We start from the raw sequence: 17,031 nt of genomic DNA, 5'->3' as shown, positions 1-17,031 counted from the left end.
GGGACGCAATGAAGGACAGTGCGAAGGACGAGTCCGTCGTCTCCGGCCCCACGCGTCGGTTGACGTGGCCGATCAAGCGGGCGGCCGGCACCGACGCCCTCGCGGCGCGGTTGCGGAGCGTCGAGGAGCGCCTCGCGGTGATGGAGAGCGCGCACGTCCGCTTCGCCGAGCTGTTGGACCTGGTCCAGGAGCTGCTGCTCCCGATCGCCCTGCGGGACGAGGCGAAGGTCGCCGCCCTGCTCGAGCGGTTCAGCGACGACCTGGATGCCGCCGACCCCGATGACTGATCCCGGTCGGCGCTCGGGCTTCCGGGAGGACGTCCAGGGGCTGCGCGCCCTGGCGGTCGGCGTCGTCCTGCTGGCACACGCCGGCCTGCAGCGGTTCGCCGGCGGGTTCGTCGGCGTCGACGTCTTCTTCGTCATCTCCGGCTTCCTGATCATCGGCCTGCTCTTCGGCGAGGTCCAGAAGTCGGGCCGGGTCTCGATCCTCGGCTTCTACGCCCGGCGGGCGCGACGGATCCTGCCGGCGGCGACGCTGGTGCTGCTCGTGGTCGCCGCGGGCTCGGCGCTGCTGCTGCCCTTCGTGCGTGGTCTCGAGGTGCTCAAGGACACCGTCTGGGCAGCGTTCTTCGGAGCCAACCTCCGGTTCGCCAGCGTCGAGACCGACTACTTCGCGGCCGACGAGCCGCCGTCGATCGTGCAGCACTACTGGTCGCTCTCGGTCGAGGAGCAGTTCTACCTCGTCATCCCGCTGCTGATCGCCGCGGTCGCCTACCTGCTGCACCGACGCAACGCCGGCGGCGGCGCGCCCGCGCTGCGCGGTGCGCTGGCGCTCGTGCTCGGCGCGGTCGTGGTCGGCTCGTTCGCCTGGTCGCTGTACGCCACCGCGGCGAACCCGACCGCGGCGTACTTCTCGACCACCGCCCGCGCCTGGGAGCTGGCGGCCGGCGGCCTGCTCGCGGTGCTGCTCTGGGGTCGGCAGATCCGGGCGAGCCGTTGGCTCGCCGACGGCCTCGCCGGTGCCGGGCTGCTGCTGGTCGGGTGGGCGACCCTCACCTACTCCGCGGCCACCCGGTTCCCCGGCTGGGCCGCGCTGGTCCCGGTCGTCGGCGCGCTCCTGCTCCTGGCGGCCGGCGCCACCACCGGCGGCGAGCGCAGCCTGCTCGGCCGGGTGCTGTCCTGCCGGCCGGCCCGGCTGATGGGCGACTGGTCCTTCTCCCTGTACCTGTGGCACTTCCCGGTCTTCCGGTTCGCCGCCGCCGAGTGGGGTCCGCTGGACCGGGCGCAGCTCGTCGCGGCGCTGGTGGTCACCTTCGTGCTCTCCGCGGCCACGTACTACGGCGTCGAGCAGCCCTTCCGCCGCGGTGTGCGGTGGCGACGGCCCGGGTGGGCGATCGTGCTCTACCCGGTCAGCCTGTCGGTCGTCGTCGCCGCCGCGCTCGGCGGCCGCGCGGCGATCCAGCACCAGCTCGACGCGCTCGATGCCAACCCGCCGATCACGCTGGGCGACTACGGGCGCGGACAGCTCGACACCGACCCGGCCGTCGCGCTGGTCGAGGCCTCGGTGCGTGCCTCCGAGGAGGGGCGGGCGGTGCCGGGGAACCTGGCGCCCGCGCTGGCCAGCGTCCGCGACTCGATCGCACCGCTGGGTTCCTGCGACTACCGCACCGGGACCACGCAGCTGTGCCCGCTCGGCGATGCCGAGGCGGATCGCTCCATCGTCCTCCTCGGCGACTCCCACGCCCGCGCCTGGGGCCCTGCCCTCACCACGATCGGACAGCAGCGCGGCTACGCGGTCTACCAGCTCGTCCTCTCCGGCTGCCCGGCCAACCAGGCCACGCGCGCCGATCCGGAGTCGGGCGGCACCTGGTCCGCGTGCAGCGACTTCAACGACTGGGCCGTGACGCAGGTGGAGCAGCTGCAGCCGGACCTCGTCGTCGTCGCCAACAACGCCTACCTGCGCGGGAGCTACCGCCGCGAGCAGCTGGCCGGGCTCTCCGAGGAGCTGGCCCAGCTGACGGCGGCGGCGCCCCGGGTGGCGCTGCTCGGCAACACGCCCGAGCTCTCCCGGGCGCCCGGCACCTGCCTGAGCACGCGCGACGTGGACCTCGGCGACTGCCTGCTCACCGCGGGCGGTGACCAGCAGCGGCTGCAGCGCCGGTTCGGTGCGATCGCCCGCGCAGCCGGCGCGCAGTACGTCGATGCGCTGGACTGGTTCTGCGTCGATGCGCGGTGCCCCTCGGTGATCGGCAGCACCGTGCCGATGCGCGACACCGGCCACGTCACCGTCCCGTACGCCGAGCAGCTGGCCGAGCCGCTCGCCGAGCGCCTGCGGCTGGTCGCCGCCGACCGGGCCCGGGCGGCCGGCTAATCGGGTTTTCCCGGGGCCGGCCCGCGTGTCAGTGTGGGGGCACCGTGGGGGACGCAGTCGAGGGAGAGGAACGGCCATGGCCGAGGAGACCAACCCTGACCAGGGTCCGCAGGCGGACCTGAAGGCGCGGATGCGAGAGGCGCTGGACCACAAGAACCGCGCGGAGCAGGGAGTGCACGCCGACGGGCCGCTGCGGGAGAAGGCCCACGGCTCGGAGGTGGTCGGCGGCGGGCCGAAGATGCATCGGCGCAAGGCCGGCGGCGGGGGTTCGTGAGGACGGTCGCGGCCGGCACGGCACAATGCCGGGCGTGACCAAGACGAACCCGGGCAACTTCTTCGAGGACTTCACCGTCGGGCAGGTGATCGAGCACGCGACGCCGCGCACCATCACCGAGGGCGACCGTGCGCTGTACGGCGCGCTGTACCCCACCCGGTTCGCTGTGCCGTCCTCGGCGGCGTTCGCCGCCTCGGTCGGCCTGGACCCGCACCCGGTCGAGGAGCTGATCGGCTTCCACGTCGCCTTCGGCAAGACCGTCCCCGACATCTCGCTGAACGCCGTGGCCAACCTCGGCTACGCGGAGCTGCGCTTCCACCGGCCGGTCGTGCCGGGGGACACCCTGGCCACCCGCTCGGAGGTGATCGGCCTCAAGCAGAACTCGAACGGGAAGTCCGGCGTGGTCTACGTCCGGTCCACCGCGACCGACCAGCGCGGCGACGTCGTCATCGACTGGTGCCGCTGGGTGATGGTGCACAAGCGCGACCACGCCGCGCCGGCGCCGGAGACCGTGCTGCCCGAGGTCGCCTCGCACGTCGCGGCCGAGGACCTGGTGATCCCGGCCGGGCTCGACTTCTCGTCGTACGACTTCGCGGCGGCCGGGGAGCCGCACCGCTTCGACGACTACGCGGTGGGGGAGCGGATCGACCACGTCGACGGCGTCACCCTCACCGACGCCGAGCACATGATGGCGACCCGCCTGTGGCAGAACACTGCCAAGGTGCACTTCAACACCGAGGCCCGCCCCGACGGCAACCGCCTCGTGTACGGCGGGCACGTCATCTCCCTGGCCCGCGCGCTCTCCTTCAACGGACTCGCCAACGCACAGCTGGTGGCCGCGATCAACGGCGGCTCGCACGTCGCGCCGGCGTTCGCGGGGGACACCGTCTACGCGTGGTCGGAGGTGCTGGACAAGGCCGAGACCTCGGCGCCCGGCGTCGGCGCCCTGCGGCTGCGCCTGGTGGCGACCAAGGGGCGCGACGAGTCGATGACCCTGCGCGGGGAGGACGGCAAGTACGCCGCCGGCGTCCTGCTCGACCTCGACTGCTGGGTCCTCGTCCCGCGCTGAACCCGGTCCCGGGTCGGCGCCGACCGGCGACGACGCCGCGTCCGGCCCGGTCCCGGAGCCGTGCCCGGTGGGTCAGTCGCGGTCGGCCCGGGCCGCCGCGCCCCCGCCGGCCATCAGGAGCGCGGTCAGCGCGTTCGCTGCCACCTCCAGCTCGTCCGTCGGGCCCAGGCCGGACGGCGCGACGCCCGGCACGTCGACCGGCGTGAGGTCGCTGAGGTCGCCGATCAGCCGCACGCCCGACCGCTTCAGGGCGTCGGCGTCGGCGGCCGCTCGCGCGCGCAGCCAGTCGGGCACCTGGAAGCCGATGGCGGGCTCGTCGAGCGCCAGTGCGGGGAGCACGTCGCGAGCGAGGGGCTTGATCAGTCGTCGCTGGTCGGGAGGGGTGAGCTCGCCGGCGAGGGCGTTCACCTTGATCAGCAGCTGCGCCGAGGCGGCGCCCAGCGACTGGTTCGTCCGCTCCGGCTCCGGCCACCCGTCGGCGTCGGCGATGTCGGCGGCGGCGCAGAAGCGCTCCCAGAGCGAGTGCGGCGAGCCCGGCGGCGGGACGAGCACCACCGTCAGCCGGTCCGTGCCGAAGACCTGGCTCCACTTCCGGACGATCCGCGGGATGTGCTGCCGGGACCAGAACTGGCGCCGGGCGTCGTTCGGCTCCGAGGAGGCGATGCCGGCCACGTACTCCTCGAAGCTCCACGCGTGGCCGTTCTTCAGGGTGGACTGCCAGGCGGAGGGGACCTGACGCCCGAGGTCCCGCACCGTCAGGACGATGTCGACGGTCGTGTCGGGGAACTCCTCGGCGAGCCTGCGCACCGAGTCGGGGTCCATCGACGCGAAGTGCTCGACGGAGATCAGCGAGGTGCCGGGGTGTCCGTCGATCGCCGACCTGAGGTCGGCCCAGGCGCCGGTCGAGGCGTAGGTGGCGCCGCGCAGCTCCTTGTAGCCCTGGATCTGGCGAGCCCACGGCACGGCGAAGTGGATGCCCTGCTCGGCGAGCCGCTGGTGGTTGCGGGACAGCTTCTTCTGCAGGTAGGTGGTACCCGACTTCATCACGCCGATGTGGACGATCAGGCGGCGGCTCATCGAGTTCCTTCGGATGGCGGGACGGACCGCACCATCCTAGGGACCCCGCCGTCAGCCGGCGATGTCGACGTCGCTGATCAGGTAGGTGACCTCGTCGTCCACCGCGCGCTTGTTCCGGTCGACGTAGACCTTCGTCGGCCACTCGCTCGACGCCGGCCAGACGACCTCCGCCTCGCCCTCCTCGCCGGGCAGCGCCGCGTCGGAGAGGATCTCGGCGATGGTCAGCAGGTAGGCCTCCGGTGCGGCCTTGCCCCGGTCCGGCCCGGTGGCCAGCTTCGCCGACCTCGCCTCGCCGTCGCGGACCCGCACCTCGACCTTCCCGGTGGTCGGGCAGTGGCAGCGCAGCTCGAGGCGGTAGCGGTAGGTGGCCGGCTCGAACGTCCGCTCGTCCTCCAGGCCGGAGGTGGTCAGCGGGGCGGTGGACGCAGGCGTCGCCTCGTCAGGGTCGTCGTTCCCGGCGCAGCCGGCGACGGCCAGGGCGAGTCCCAGGACGAGCCCCACCGAGGCGATCGGGGCCAGGCGCCGGTCGTTGGTCCGGTGGTTCCTGGTGCGCACGCTGCTCACGTCCCTTCCGACGCCGTGGCGTCGATCCTGGTTCCCTGGTGGATCGCGGCGAACTGCCGCGCCAACGGCCACAGTGCCAGCACGAGCACCATCGGCACGCAGAAGCCGAACCTCAGGTGGTGCTGACCGACCACCCCGGTGAGCACCGCGCCGAGCAGCCCGCCGGCGTAGTTGAACTGGTTGAACCGCGCGATCACCGCATCCACCCGGCGCCTGTCCGGGACCGCCCCCGGCGCGTCGCGTCCGGCGATCGCGGCCGCCGCGGAGAAGCTCAGCGGCGCCACCACCGAGACCCCCAGCCCGACGACCGTGAAGCCGAGCACGGCCATCGGCCACGACGGCGCGAAGGTGACCAGCGCCAGCCCGCCGCAGGCGACCACCGCGCCGATGCGCAGCACCAGGACGGCGCCGTACGCCGCCACCAGCCGATCGCCCGCCAGGCGGGTCACCAGGCTGGCCATCAGGTAGGGCAGCGTCGCCAGCGCCACCCAGCGCGACGGGGCGTCGAAGACCTCGTCGAGGTAGACCGCGCCCCAGGTCTGGGAGGCGGTGTCGACCATGTAGAAGACCACCATCGCGGCGCCGACGAGCACGATGGGGCGCCACGGCACCGGCAGCGCCTCCATGCCGCCGACCAGCTCGGGACCGCCGGGATGGACGTCGCGCGACAGGTAGGGCAGCAGCGCTGCGGCGACCGGGACCAGCCCGATCGTCGCTGCCGCGGTGAGGGGCAGGTGGGCGGTGGCCAGCGTCAGCGCGGCGCCGACGAGGCCGCCGAGCGTCCAGGCGCCGTGGAAGGAGGGCAGGATCGGGCGGCCGTACGCGTGCTCCAGCGCCACCGCCTGCATGTTGGTGGTGGCGTCCACGACGCCGAGCCCGACGCCGTACACGAGGACGCCGAGGTAGTAGACGGCGATCGTGGAGCCGCCCACCATCAGCGGCATCCCGAGGGCGATCGCGACCAGCCCGGCGCGCAGCAGCACCGCGCTCTCGATGCGGTGGGCCAGCTTCTCGGTCAGCACCGAGCCGGCGCCGGCGAGCAGGACGACGGCCAGCAGCGTGGCGGAGACGTCCAGCTCGGAGAAGCCCCAGCGCTCCTTGATGTCGGGCAGGCGGGTGGTGAGGCTGATGAAGACCAGGCCCTGCGCCGCGAACGCCGCGGCGACCGCCATCCGGTTCCGGGCGAGACTCACGACGGAGATCCTGGCACGCTGGGAGGCGTCCGGTGGGACAACGGCGCGATGCGCCTGGTCCCGAGTCACGAGTGCGCAGCGGGCTGTGTCGAGGGAGCCGCGGCCGGACGAGCTCGCGAGCCGAAGGAGGGCGTGATGGCGGAGACCGTCGAGAACAGGGTGTGGCTGGTGCGGCACGGCCCCACCGCCTGGAGCACGACGGGGCAGCACACCTCGGTGACCGACCTGCCGCTGCTGCCCGAGGGGGAGGAGGCTGCCCGTGCGCTGGCGCCGAGGCTGGCCGGGCTGGACTTCGCCGCGGTGCTGACCAGCCCCAGGCTGCGGGCGCGGCGGACCGCTGCGCTGGCGGGCTTCGGCGATGCCGAGGTCGACGAGGACCTGGCCGAGTGGGGCTACGGCTCCTACGAGGGCCGGACCACCGCGGAGATCAGGGAGACCGTGCCCGGCTGGTCGATCTGGAAGGACCCGGCGCCCGGGGGCGAGACGGCCGCGGAGGTGGCCGCGCGGTTGGACCGGGTGGTGGCGCGGGCGCGGACCACCGTCGGGGACACGCTGGTCTTCGCGCACGGCCACTCGCTGCGGGTGCTGGCCGCGCGCTGGCTGGGGCAGCCGGTGGCGATGGGTCGCTTCCTGCGGCTGGACACCGCGACGGTGTCGGTGCTGGGCTACGAGCGCGAGGCGCCGGCGGTCCTGCGCTGGAACGCTTGACGCCGCGGCCCCGAGCACAGCACCGTGGCGGTCATGGCCGAGTCGCTGCGCGTCGGCTGCCCGCGCTGTGCCGAGCCGATCGCGGAGACCGGGGCGGGCGCATGGTCGTGCCCGGCCCACGGCGAGGTGGTGCCGATGTGGCGCCCGACCGACTCCTCGTACGAGGCCTTCGTCGACCACCTGGCGCGGGCCGGCGCGTTCCCGACCTACCTGCCGTGGCCGCTCGGCCCCGGGTGGGTCGTCTCGGACTTCGCCGTCGTCGCGGGTGACTCCACGCGCGCGACGATGACCTGTGCCTCGGGCACCACCGCGCTGGACGGGCCGGTCGACGTGATCGTGGTCAGCGAGGAGCCGGGCACCGGGCTCGGCGCGCGGCTGGCCGGCCTCGACCTGGGCAGCGACGGGGCCCCGAGCGGTGGCGCCGGCCCGCCCGAGGTGCGGATCCGGCTGGAGACCTACCCCGTCGGACTGTGGCCGGTCTCGACCAGCGCCGCCGACGGCGAGTGGGACCGCTCCGTGCTGGCCGGCGAGGCGGAGGGGCGCTGGCTGTGGCTGGTGCTGCGGCCGGCCTCGGCGATCCTGCTGCTGCGGGACGGCTGGATCCTGCGCGACCTGTCGGCGGTGGGGCCGCAGCTGATGACCCTGACCTTCGGTGGCCCGGCTCCCTCCTGGTGAGCCGTCGTCCTCGAAGGCGGTAGGACCCGTCCGAGTCACTAGGATTCGGCCGTGCGGAACTCGGGAGGAGCGCGGGGATGAGCGTGATCGACGTGGTGCTCCTGACGGAGGTCTTCGTGACCCTCTTCGTCATCATGGACCCGGTCGGCACGGTGCCGATCTTCCTGTCGCTGACCGCCGGCCGCAGCCAGGAGACCGCGCGCCGTGCGGCGTGGCAGGCGGTCGCCGTCTCGTTCCTGGTGATCACGCTCTTCGCGTTCTTCGGGCAGCAGATCCTGAAGTACATGCACATCTCGCTGCCTGCGCTCCAGGGTGCCGGCGGCCTGCTGCTCCTGCTGGTCGCCCTCGAGCTGCTCACCGGCAAGGAGGAGGAGGCGGTCGCCCACCAGGACGTCAACGTGGCGCTGGTGCCGCTGGGCACGCCGCTGCTGGCCGGTCCGGGCGCGATCGTGGCGGTGATGCTCTTCGTGCGCGGCATCGACAACAGCGCGGACGTCGTCGCGATCGCGGTGGGCATCGTGCTGGTGCACCTCTCGCTGTGGCTCGCGATGCGCTACTCCCTGCCGATCCTGCGCGTGATCCGCGAGGGCGGCGTGCTGCTGGTGACCCGGATCGCCGGTCTGCTGCTCTCCGCGATCGCGGTCCAGCTGGTCGCTGACTCGGTCCGGGCGTTCATCGCCGGCGAGGGCTGAGCCCGCCGGCGGCGGCAGGCGTCAGAGGCGGCCGGCGGCGGCAGTGACGCCGGCCGCGTCGCCGGGGGCGACGAGGTCCAGGAAGCCGTCCACCAGCGCGTGAGCGCGCTCGCGGCTGCGCTGGTCGACCGCGGCGGTCCCGGCGAACAGCTCGTCGAGGTCGTGGCCGAAGGTGCGGGCCTCGGCGGCGCCGCCGTTGCCGAGCCAGCCCGCGAGCGTGGTGCTGACCAGCTCGGGGTGGAACTGGAGGGCGAGGTTGCGGCGCAGCACGAAGGCCTGGGAGGCGGCGGCGTTGCGCGCCACCTCGCGGGCACCCGCCGGCAGCGTCCATCGGTCGTAGTGCCACTGGAACCAGGGGCCGGGCGGCACGATCGCGGGCTCGTCGCTCTCGACCTCGACCCAGCCGATCTCGGGGTGGTCGGAGCGGCCCACGCTGCCGCCGTGGGTCTGGGCCAGCAGCTGCCCGCCGAAGCAGATCCCGAGCACCGGGACGCCGGCCTCGTCGGCGCGGCGCAGCTGCGCCATCTCCGGGTCGACCCAGGAGGCGACGCCGGCGTCGTACGACGACCAGGGGGCGCCGAGGGCGACCACCGCGTCGAACTCGGTGAAGTCCGGGAAGTCCGCGTCCACGCCGGGGGAGTCGTAGCGCTCGCGCGGGACGACACGGTGCACGACGACCTCGTAGCCGCGCTGGGCGAAGCGCTCGCCGATGGGGCCTTCGGGCGACATGTGGTCGTGGGCGATGAAGAGGACGCGCATGGATCCATCCTAGGTAATCGTTCGGTCCCAAACAAAGGGCCGAGCGGGGAAGGCGTGCGGGGAGATGGAGCCGGGGCCCGGGGAGTCGCCAGCGACTCCCCGGGCCCCGGTGGGTGGCAGGTCGGATCAGGTGACCAGGTCGGCCACCGCGTCCTCGTTCTCCTCGTTGCGGCGCAGCTTGCCCACCAGCGTGCCGACCGCGAACACGGCGAACGGCGCGAGCACCAGCGTCCAGCCGAGCGCGGAGAGGCCGAAGGTCTGGGTCGTCGGGTCGACGCCGTCCGCGACGGTGCCCGCGAGCAGACCGAAGCGCGCCGCGACCAGGTAGGCGCCGAGCGCCAGGCCGACAGCGGCGATCGCCGGGGCGATCACCGTGTTCCAGATCCGCCGGTCGCCCTCGCGTCGGAAGAAGACGATCACCGCGATCGAGACCAGGACCTCGACCAGCACGATCGCCAGCACGGCCAGCGCGCTGAACCAGTAGAAGAGGTTGAGCACGGGGTCCTTGTCGGTGACCACGAAGAGCAGGATCACGACCAGGGTGACGGCGGAGGTGGCCACCGAGCCCATCGCCGGCGCGCCGCGACCGTTGACGTGGTCGAGGGCTCGCGGCAGGACGCCGGCGCGGCCGAGCGAGTAGAAGTAGCGCGAGGCGCTGTTCTGGAAGGCCAGCAGGCCGGCGAAGAGGCTGCTGATCACGAGCCAGCTCATCAGGACGGCCAGCCAGTGACCGACGTACTCCTCGGCGACGGAGAAGAGCACGGCGGCCGGGTCGGCCAGCGGGGTGCCCTCGATCGCGGAGATCTCGGCGACGCGGTCGACGACGTGGTCGCTGCCGACACCGCTGACCACGGCCCAGGAGGTGATGGCGAACAGCACCGCGATGAGCGTGACGGCGGCGTAGGTCGCGATCGGGACGCTGCGCTTGGGGTCCTTGGTCTCCTCGGCGTAGATCGCGGTGGCCTCGAAGCCGATGTAGGAGGCGAAGGCGAAGGCCAGTGCGATGCCGGCGGAGCCCGCGAAACCGCCGGCGAAGATGTTCGACGGGGCGAAGGAGGCCGCGAAGTCGAGGCCGTCGGGGCCGCCGCCCTGGAACAGTACGACCACGGCGACCAGCAGCAGCGAGAGGACCTCCAGGCCCATCAGCACGCCGAGCAGCTTGGCGCCGATGTCGACCTGGAGCAGCGAGAGGGCGGAGACGATCGCCCATGCCAGCAGTGCCCAGCCCCACCAGGAGAGGCTGATCCCGAGCTCGGCCTCGAACTGGGCCGAGGCGATCGCTCCGAAGAAGCCGAAGATCGCCAGCTGGATCGCGAGGTAGGCGAGCAGCGAGACGAAGGCGGAGCCGACGCCCGGGGCGATGCCGAGTCCGCGGCCGACGTAGGCGAAGAAGGCGCCGGTGTTGCTGACCCGGTGGCTCATGGCCGCGTAGCCGACGCTGAACACGAGCAGCACCAGGCCGACGGCCAAGTAGGCGCCGGGCGCTGCCGCGCCGTTGCCGAGGACGATGGCGACCGGCACCGCGCCGGTCATGCCGACCAGCGGTGCCGCCGCGGCGACGACGAAGAAGACGATGCCGGCGATGCCCAGCCGGCCCGCGGCGAGCGTCTCATCGGCGGTCAGCTCGGGCGCTGGGGACAGCGACGAGGAGCCTTGGTCTGTGGTCATGGGAGTCGAACCCTCTCATCGGTGTGACCTGGATCATGCGAAGATATTCGGACCCAAACGATCTGTCGAGAGGTTGCAGAAAAAACGTTTGCTTCCGAATGAAGTTCCCGTCGAGTAGGCCCCGGACCCCTTGACAGATGCCGGGGGCCGGCATTTACGTTTGGATCCAAACGATCGTCGAAAGTCCGGAGGGCCCATGCAGCAGCACACCGCCGAGGTCGAGGGCGTCCGCGTCGACCTCCGACACTGGATCGGCGGCGAGCGGGTCGCGTCGGAGCGCACCTTCGCCGACATCTCGCCGATCGACGAGACCGAGCTGGGCCAGGTCGCCGCCGGCGGCGCGGCTGAGGTCGACGCGGCCGTCGCCGCCGCCCGTGCCGCGTTCCCCGCGTGGGCCGGCCTCCCCGTCTCCGAGCGGTGCGACATCCTGCGCCGCGTCGCCGACGGTATCGAGGCCCGGATCGAGGACCTCTCCCTGGTCGAGACCCGTGACAACGGCTCGCTGATCCGCAGCCACCGCCGCGGCGTGATGCCGCGGGTCGCGATGAACTTCCGCGCCTTCGCCGACTTCGCCGAGAAGCAGCTCGGCCACCCCGACATGGAGGTCCCCGGACGCGGTCACCGCGAGCGGATCACCTACGACCCGGCCGGCGTGGTCGCCATCATCACGCCCTGGAACGCGCCGCTGATGCTCGCCACCTGGCGGATCGGCCCGGCGCTCGCCGCTGGCAACACCGTCGTCGTGAAGCCGCCGGAGTGGGCGCCGCTCACCGCCAGCCTGCTCGCCGACATCATGGCCGAGGCCGGCGTGCCGGCCGGCGTCTTCAACGTCGTCCAGGGCACCGGCGCCGAGGCCGGGGCGCCGCTCACGGCGCACCCCGACATCAACCGGCTCGCGTTCACCGGCTCCGTCCCGACCGCCGGGGTGATCTCCAAGGCGGCCGCTGAGAACATCGTGCCGCTCTCCTACGAGCTCGGCGGCAAGTCGCCGCTGGTGGTCTTCGAGGACGCCGACCTGGACCTCGCCGTCGAGATCGCCGTCGAGCAGTTCGACAACGCCGGCCAGGTCTGCCTCAAGGCGGCGCGGATGCTGGTCCACTCCTCGCTCGTCGACGAGTTCACCGAGCGGGTCGTGGCCAAGGCCGCCACGCTGCGTCAGGGCGACCCCCGCGACGCCGAGACCGACGTCTCCGCGCTGATCTCGCGGCGCGCCTTCGAGCAGGTCAGCGGCTTCGTCGAGCGGGCGATCGCCGACGGCGCCCGCCCGCTGCTCGGCGGCGGCCCCAACGCCGACCTGGGCGGCCTCTACTTCTCGCCCACGGTCCTGGTGGACGCCGCGCTGGACTCCGAGGTGATGACCGAGGAGGTCTTCGGCCCGGTCGTCACGATCACGCCGTTCGAGACCGAGGAGGAGGCGGTCCGGATCGCCAACGACACGCGCTTCGGCCTCGCCGCGACCCTCGTCACCGGCGACCGCGACCGCGCCGAGCGGGTCTCGTCGGCGCTGAACGCCGGCACCGTGTGGGTCAACTGCTTCTTCGTCCGTGACCTCGAGGCGCCCTTCGGCGGCAACGGTCGCTCCGGGATCGGTCGCGAGGGCGGCATCTGGTCCTTCGACTTCTACACCGACATCAAGAACAGCGTCTTCAGCCCCACGGGCTGGAAGGAGGACTGAGGCATGGGTGAGATCGTCGGCGCCGGCCTGCTGGCGCACGTCCCCACGATCGTGCTGCCCGAGGAGATCCGTCGGGAGCTGAACAACGGCGAGGACACCACCCTCGTCGCCGGCCTCAACCAGCTGCGCCGGGAGGTCTTCGACACCCTCGACTACGACACCGTCGTGGTGCTCGACTCGCACTGGGCGACCACGGTCGAGTTCGTGGTGACCGCGCAGGACCGCCGCAGCGGCCTGTTCACCTCCGAGGAGCTGCCCCGTGGCATGGAGCGGCGCCACTACGACTTCCCGGGTGACCCCGAGCTGGCGCACCTGATCGCCAGCAAGGCGCCGGAGCACTCCACGTGGATCACCGCGATCGACGACCACTCGCTGCCGATCTTCTACGCGACCACGAACCTGTGGGAGTTCCTCGGTCAGGGCCTGCCGGACAAGAAGTGGATCTCCATCGGCGTCTGCCAGACCGCCGACTCCGAGGACGCGCTGCGGCTCGGCCGCGCCCTCGGCCAGGCGATCGCCGAGTCGGACCGCAAGGTGCTGCTGATCGCCTCGGGCGCCATGTCGCACACGTTCTGGCCGCTGCGCCAGCTGCGCGACCACGAGGCAGCCGGCCACGAGCACATCTACTCGCCCGAGGCGCTCGCCGCCGACCTGGAGCGGATCGAGTGGTTCAAGGCCGGCGACCACAAGCGGGTCCTCGACACCATGCCGGAGTTCCTCCGCTTCAAGCCCGAGGCGCGCTTCCAGCACTACCTGATGATGATCGGCGCGCTCGGCGAGGAGCACTGCACCGCGACCGCGCGCCAGTACGGCGAGTACGAGAACTCCGTGGGCACCGGCCAGGTGCACCTCTGGTTCGACCGTCCAGCCGACGGCTTCGCGCCGGCCAACCCCACCCCGACCGACCCCGACTTCGTGCGGCAGACCAGCGGCAACGCCGTCGTCGCCGACGTCCCCGCCGCCGGCTGACCGCCGACACCGACCGCACCACCCCCCTGAGAGGAACCCGATGACGCTCCGCGAGACCCGCCGCATCCTGCTCGACGGCAACCCCGTCGACGTCGTACGCCGCGGCGAGACCCTCGTCGCCGGCGACGGCCGCGAGGTCGCGATCGCCGACGCGATCCACCTGCCGCCGGTGACCCCGTCGAAGATCGTCTGCGTCCACCTGAACTACATCAGCCGGGTGAAGGAGCTGCAGGTCAGCCTGCCGCCCGCGCCGACGTACTTCCACAAGCCGGTCTCCGCGCTGAACTCCCACGACGCCGCGGTGGTCCGCCCCGAGGGCTGCAAGTGGCTGAACTACGAGGGCGAGATCGCGATCGTGATCGGCAAGACCGCCCGCAACATCTCGCCCGAGGAGGCCGGGGACTACATCCGCGGCTACACGGTGGCCAACGACTACGGCCTGCACGACTTCCGCGACACCGACTCCGGCTCGATGCTGCGGGTCAAGGGCGCCGACACGCTCTGCCCGGTCGGCCCGGGTGTGATCGAGGGCTGGGACTTCCGCGGCAAGCGGATCCAGACCCGCGTCAACGGCGAGGTGAAGCAGGACGGCACCACCGACGAGATGGAGTGGGACATGCACTACCTCGTCGCCGACATCGCCCGGACCATCACCCTGCACCCCGGCGACCTGCTGCTCTCGGGCACCCCGGCGATCTCGCGCACCGTCTACCCCGGCGACGTCGTCGAGGTCGAGGTCGAGGGCCTCGGCACGCTGCGCAACCACATCGTGACCGGCCCGACCCCGATCCGCAGCGACGTGGGCGCCCAGCCGACCGAGTCCGAGGAGGTCCTCTCCACGGCCAAGGGCGGCGACTGGGAGTTCCGCGGGATCCGCAAGCCGCAGCCCGCCGCGCACTGATCGCAACGACCGAACGACGTACGACGGAGTGAGCATGAGCCTCGAGGCCGGCGGGGAGCGTCCCCGGATCCTGATCCCCGCCCGGTTCTCGGGCAGCGCCTCCGCGCTGAGGTACGCCGCGGAGGTCACCTCGCGCAACCTGGTCGAGGCCGTGTGGGCGGCCGGCGGCGAGCCGCTGGTCGTCCACCCGCACGCGCCCGGCGGGGTCGCCGACGACGCCGAGGTGGCGCGTCGGCTCGCCGTCGCGGACGGCGTTCTGCTGCCGGGCGGGGGTGACCTGGCCGGCCGGTGGTCCGGGCAGCCGGAGCACGAGACGCTCTACGACGTCGACGTCGAGCAGGACGCGTTCGACCTCGCGGTCGCGCGGGTCTGCCTGGAGCGGGGCATCCCGCTGCTGGCGATCTGTCGCGGGCTGCAGGTGGTCAACGTGGCGCGTGGCGGCCGGGTCGTCCAGGACATGGACGAGGCCTACGGCGAGATGCGCCACCACCGTCACCGGGTCCACTCGGTGGCCGTCGACGCCGGCTCGCTGCTGGCCGGCGTGGTGGGGGACAAGGTCGAGGCCTCCTGCTACCACCACCAGTGCCTGGCCGAGCTGGGTGAGGGGATGGCCGTCGTGGCGCGCGCCGAGGACGACGTCATCGAGGCGGTCGAGATCGCTGACACGCCCGGCTGGTTCCTCGGGGTGCAGTGGCATCCGGAGGACACCTGGGCCGAGGACGAGCAGCAGCTGGCGGTCCTCCGCGGGCTCGTCGACGCCGCGCGCTGAGCGCGGCGCTCCGCGGTCGCGCGTCCGGACTGCGCTCCGGGGCGGGGTCCCCGGGATGGCCGTTGGTGCAGGGTGAGCGGTCGACCGCGTGGCGTCGTGGCGACCCGCCGACTCAGCGGGGCTTGCGGCCGATCACCGAGAACATCGTCACCGACAGGAACGCCTCGTGGCGCTCGAGCGCCGACACGAACTCGCGCCGGAGCCGCTCGGCCTCGTCGTCGGTCAGGTCGCCCGTCTCGACGGCCCGGACGATGGAGAGCTCCGACATGACCGCGCCGAGCTGGTCGTCCGGGACGAGGGCCGCCGACCCGATGTCCGGATCGACGTCGAGCCCCGCGGTCCGCAGCTGTCGGCGTAGGTGGCGCCCTGCGAAGGGGTTGGGCGTGGTCGACAGCATCGCCCTCATCCTCTTCTGGTGCAGCTCCGGGTCCCCGGGCGCCGCCACGGCGGTCGCCCAGTCGGAGTCGAGGACGGCCGCCCGCCCACCCGGCTTCAGCACGCGCGCGAACTCCGCCGCCGCCGCGGCGGGATCGGCGAGGTGCTGGAAGACCCGCTCGCAGCGCAGGACGTCGACGCTCGCATCCTCGAACGGGAGCTCGGCGGCCTCTCCGTCGACGAACTCCACCTTCGCTCGCCCGGCGCGCGCACGGTGCTCGGCCACCTCACGCAGCCCCTGGTGGGGCTCGACCCCCACCGCCCGGCCGCCTGGCCCGACCAGGTCGGCCAGCGCCAGCACCTCGCTGCCCGTCCCCGAGCCGACATCGAGCGCGAGGTCCCCGGGCCCGGGGGAGAGCTGGTGGCGGGTCCACTCCCGCAGCCGGATCACCGCGGGCGTCGCCGCCTGTGCGTCCAGTGCGAAGACCAGGCCGGCGAGCTCCTCCTCGGGGTCCTCGGGCACGTGGCCCCGGACGAACCCCTCGGGATGGATGCGCCTCCCCGGCTCAGTCGCCATGGGTCCAGTTCACCTCCCGGAGGCCGTCGACGCCAGGCCCCTCCGGCTCCGTCACGCGACCGGAGACGCGCCCGGTGTCACGCGGCGCCCCCTCCCGAGCCACGCACCCGCCCGTCAGCGTGACCCCGTGGGTATCGGAATCCGCCCCGTCAGCGCGAGCAGGTGATCCTGCATCGGTGCTCGGACCTCCTCGCCGGTCCCGTAGGCCCAGGCGACGTCGGTCGCGATCAACCGCACCCCCGCGGGCGGCCGCCACCTCCGGATCGGGCGCGGGGTCGAGAGCACCCGGTCCGCCGCCGCGGCCGCCGCCTCGGGCGGCATCGGGTGCTCGACGCCGAGCGGGCGGCTGATGTCCTGGTTGTGGACGAGCACGTCGATCAGCGGCTCCAGGTCGGTGATGAAGGCGACCTTGCGGCGGGACCCGACGAAGCCACGCAGGGTGGCTGCGATCTCCTGATGGGTCAACGGGCTGCGCAGCGCGGTCTCCTTGATGATCGCGTCGTAGCGGAAGCCCGCCCGCACCGCGGGCCACAGCAGCTCGCGCACGGGCGTCTGGGCGAAGGCCAGGTGCGCCGCGACGTCGCGGACCGTCCAGCCCTCGCACAGGCTCGGCTGTCGCCACGAGTCGTCGGGCAGCGACTCCAGCAGGTCCGCCAGCCACGCTCGCTCGTCGTCGATATGGCGCCACACGGTGTCAGTGTCCATGGCGTGTCACC

Annotated in this window: 18 protein-coding genes; 11 read left to right on the top strand and 7 right to left on the bottom strand. The window is 72.8% G+C overall.

Annotated features, from left to right (window positions below; genetic code table 11):
* Positions 1–8 precede the first annotated feature (8 nt).
* The 4 genes from E8D34_RS09705 (at position 9) to E8D34_RS09690 (ending at position 3,713) form a co-directional block, all read left to right on the top strand.
* A complete protein-coding gene (locus tag E8D34_RS09705; RefSeq protein WP_136594433.1) occupies positions 9–287 on the top strand; it encodes a DUF6752 domain-containing protein in 279 nt (92 codons plus the stop codon).
* Positions 280–2,370 (top strand): acyltransferase family protein, encoded by a 2,091-nt coding sequence (locus E8D34_RS09700; protein ID WP_168929389.1) that lies wholly within the window; start codon positions 280–282, stop codon positions 2,368–2,370. Before E8D34_RS09705 ends, E8D34_RS09700 begins: the two co-directional genes overlap by 8 nt.
* A gap of 76 nt (positions 2,371–2,446) precedes the next feature.
* A complete protein-coding gene (locus tag E8D34_RS09695; protein ID WP_136594431.1) occupies positions 2,447–2,644 on the top strand; it encodes a DUF5302 domain-containing protein in 198 nt (65 codons plus the stop codon).
* 34 nt (positions 2,645–2,678) lie between these two features.
* A complete protein-coding gene (locus E8D34_RS09690) occupies positions 2,679–3,713 on the top strand; it encodes a MaoC family dehydratase (protein ID WP_136594430.1) in 1,035 nt (344 codons plus the stop codon).
* 72 nt (positions 3,714–3,785) lie between these two features.
* Here E8D34_RS09690 and E8D34_RS09685 read toward each other — a convergent pair whose 3' ends face one another.
* The 3 genes from E8D34_RS09685 to E8D34_RS09675 are packed head-to-tail and all read right to left on the bottom strand — an operon-like array spanning position 3,786 to position 6,616.
* Complete coding sequence (locus tag E8D34_RS09685; RefSeq protein WP_136594429.1) at positions 3,786–4,790, bottom strand: hypothetical protein; 1,005 nt, start codon at positions 4,788–4,790, stop codon at positions 3,786–3,788.
* 51 nt (positions 4,791–4,841) lie between these two features.
* Positions 4,842–5,345, bottom strand: a complete 504-nt coding sequence (locus tag E8D34_RS09680) for a DUF6174 domain-containing protein (RefSeq protein WP_136594428.1) — start codon at positions 5,343–5,345, stop codon at positions 4,842–4,844.
* Between the two features lie 5 nt (positions 5,346–5,350).
* Positions 5,351–6,616, bottom strand: a complete 1,266-nt coding sequence (locus tag E8D34_RS09675; protein ID WP_346763608.1) for an MFS transporter — start codon at positions 6,614–6,616, stop codon at positions 5,351–5,353.
* Between the two features lie 66 nt (positions 6,617–6,682).
* Between E8D34_RS09675 and E8D34_RS09670 the strand changes: the two genes are divergently transcribed.
* The 3 genes from E8D34_RS09670 (at position 6,683) to E8D34_RS09660 (ending at position 8,622) form a co-directional block, all read left to right on the top strand.
* A complete protein-coding gene (locus E8D34_RS09670) occupies positions 6,683–7,255 on the top strand; it encodes a histidine phosphatase family protein (protein ID WP_136594426.1) in 573 nt (190 codons plus the stop codon).
* A 33-nt stretch (positions 7,256–7,288) separates the two neighbouring features.
* Positions 7,289–7,930 (top strand): DUF6758 family protein, encoded by a 642-nt coding sequence (locus tag E8D34_RS09665; protein WP_240771266.1) that lies wholly within the window; start codon positions 7,289–7,291, stop codon positions 7,928–7,930.
* Between the two features lie 77 nt (positions 7,931–8,007).
* Positions 8,008–8,622, top strand: a complete 615-nt coding sequence (locus E8D34_RS09660; RefSeq protein WP_136594425.1) for a MarC family protein — start codon at positions 8,008–8,010, stop codon at positions 8,620–8,622.
* A 21-nt stretch (positions 8,623–8,643) separates the two neighbouring features.
* On the opposite strand, the gene E8D34_RS09655 is transcribed toward E8D34_RS09660, so the two are convergent.
* Entirely contained in the window at positions 8,644–9,381 is a 738-nt protein-coding gene (locus E8D34_RS09655) for a type 1 glutamine amidotransferase (RefSeq protein WP_136594424.1), read from the bottom strand.
* A 126-nt stretch (positions 9,382–9,507) separates the two neighbouring features.
* Entirely contained in the window at positions 9,508–11,049 is a 1,542-nt protein-coding gene (locus E8D34_RS09650) for an APC family permease (protein ID WP_136594423.1), read from the bottom strand.
* A 196-nt stretch (positions 11,050–11,245) separates the two neighbouring features.
* Between E8D34_RS09650 and E8D34_RS09645 the strand changes: the two genes are divergently transcribed.
* From E8D34_RS09645 to E8D34_RS09630, 4 genes are read left to right on the top strand one after another with little or no spacing between them, the layout of a single operon-like run.
* Positions 11,246–12,724: an aldehyde dehydrogenase gene (locus E8D34_RS09645; protein WP_136594422.1), complete on the top strand. Its 1,479-nt coding sequence runs from the start codon at positions 11,246–11,248 to the stop codon at positions 12,722–12,724.
* Between the two features lie 3 nt (positions 12,725–12,727).
* Positions 12,728–13,693 carry a 3,4-dihydroxyphenylacetate 2,3-dioxygenase gene (locus tag E8D34_RS09640; RefSeq protein WP_136594421.1) on the top strand — a complete coding sequence of 322 codons (966 nt, stop codon included), beginning with the start codon at positions 12,728–12,730 and terminating at the stop codon, positions 13,691–13,693.
* 40 nt (positions 13,694–13,733) lie between these two features.
* Positions 13,734–14,594, top strand: coding sequence for a fumarylacetoacetate hydrolase family protein (locus E8D34_RS09635; RefSeq protein WP_136594420.1), 861 nt, complete (start codon positions 13,734–13,736; stop codon positions 14,592–14,594).
* Positions 14,595–14,628: 34 nt separating this feature from the next.
* Positions 14,629–15,363: a gamma-glutamyl-gamma-aminobutyrate hydrolase family protein gene (locus E8D34_RS09630; protein WP_136594419.1), complete on the top strand. Its 735-nt coding sequence runs from the start codon at positions 14,629–14,631 to the stop codon at positions 15,361–15,363.
* A gap of 112 nt (positions 15,364–15,475) precedes the next feature.
* On the opposite strand, the gene E8D34_RS09625 is transcribed toward E8D34_RS09630, so the two are convergent.
* Entirely contained in the window at positions 15,476–16,315 is an 840-nt protein-coding gene (locus tag E8D34_RS09625; protein ID WP_136594418.1) for a methyltransferase domain-containing protein, read from the bottom strand.
* A gap of 114 nt (positions 16,316–16,429) precedes the next feature.
* Positions 16,430–17,020, bottom strand: coding sequence for a maleylpyruvate isomerase family mycothiol-dependent enzyme (locus E8D34_RS09620; protein WP_136594417.1), 591 nt, complete (start codon positions 17,018–17,020; stop codon positions 16,430–16,432).
* Positions 17,021–17,031: the final 11 nt, after the last annotated feature.

The organism is Nocardioides sp. GY 10113 (assembly GCF_004919105.1).
Taxonomy (GTDB): domain Bacteria; phylum Actinomycetota; class Actinomycetes; order Propionibacteriales; family Nocardioidaceae; genus Nocardioides.
This window is presented reverse-complemented; position numbering and strand designations above follow the sequence as displayed.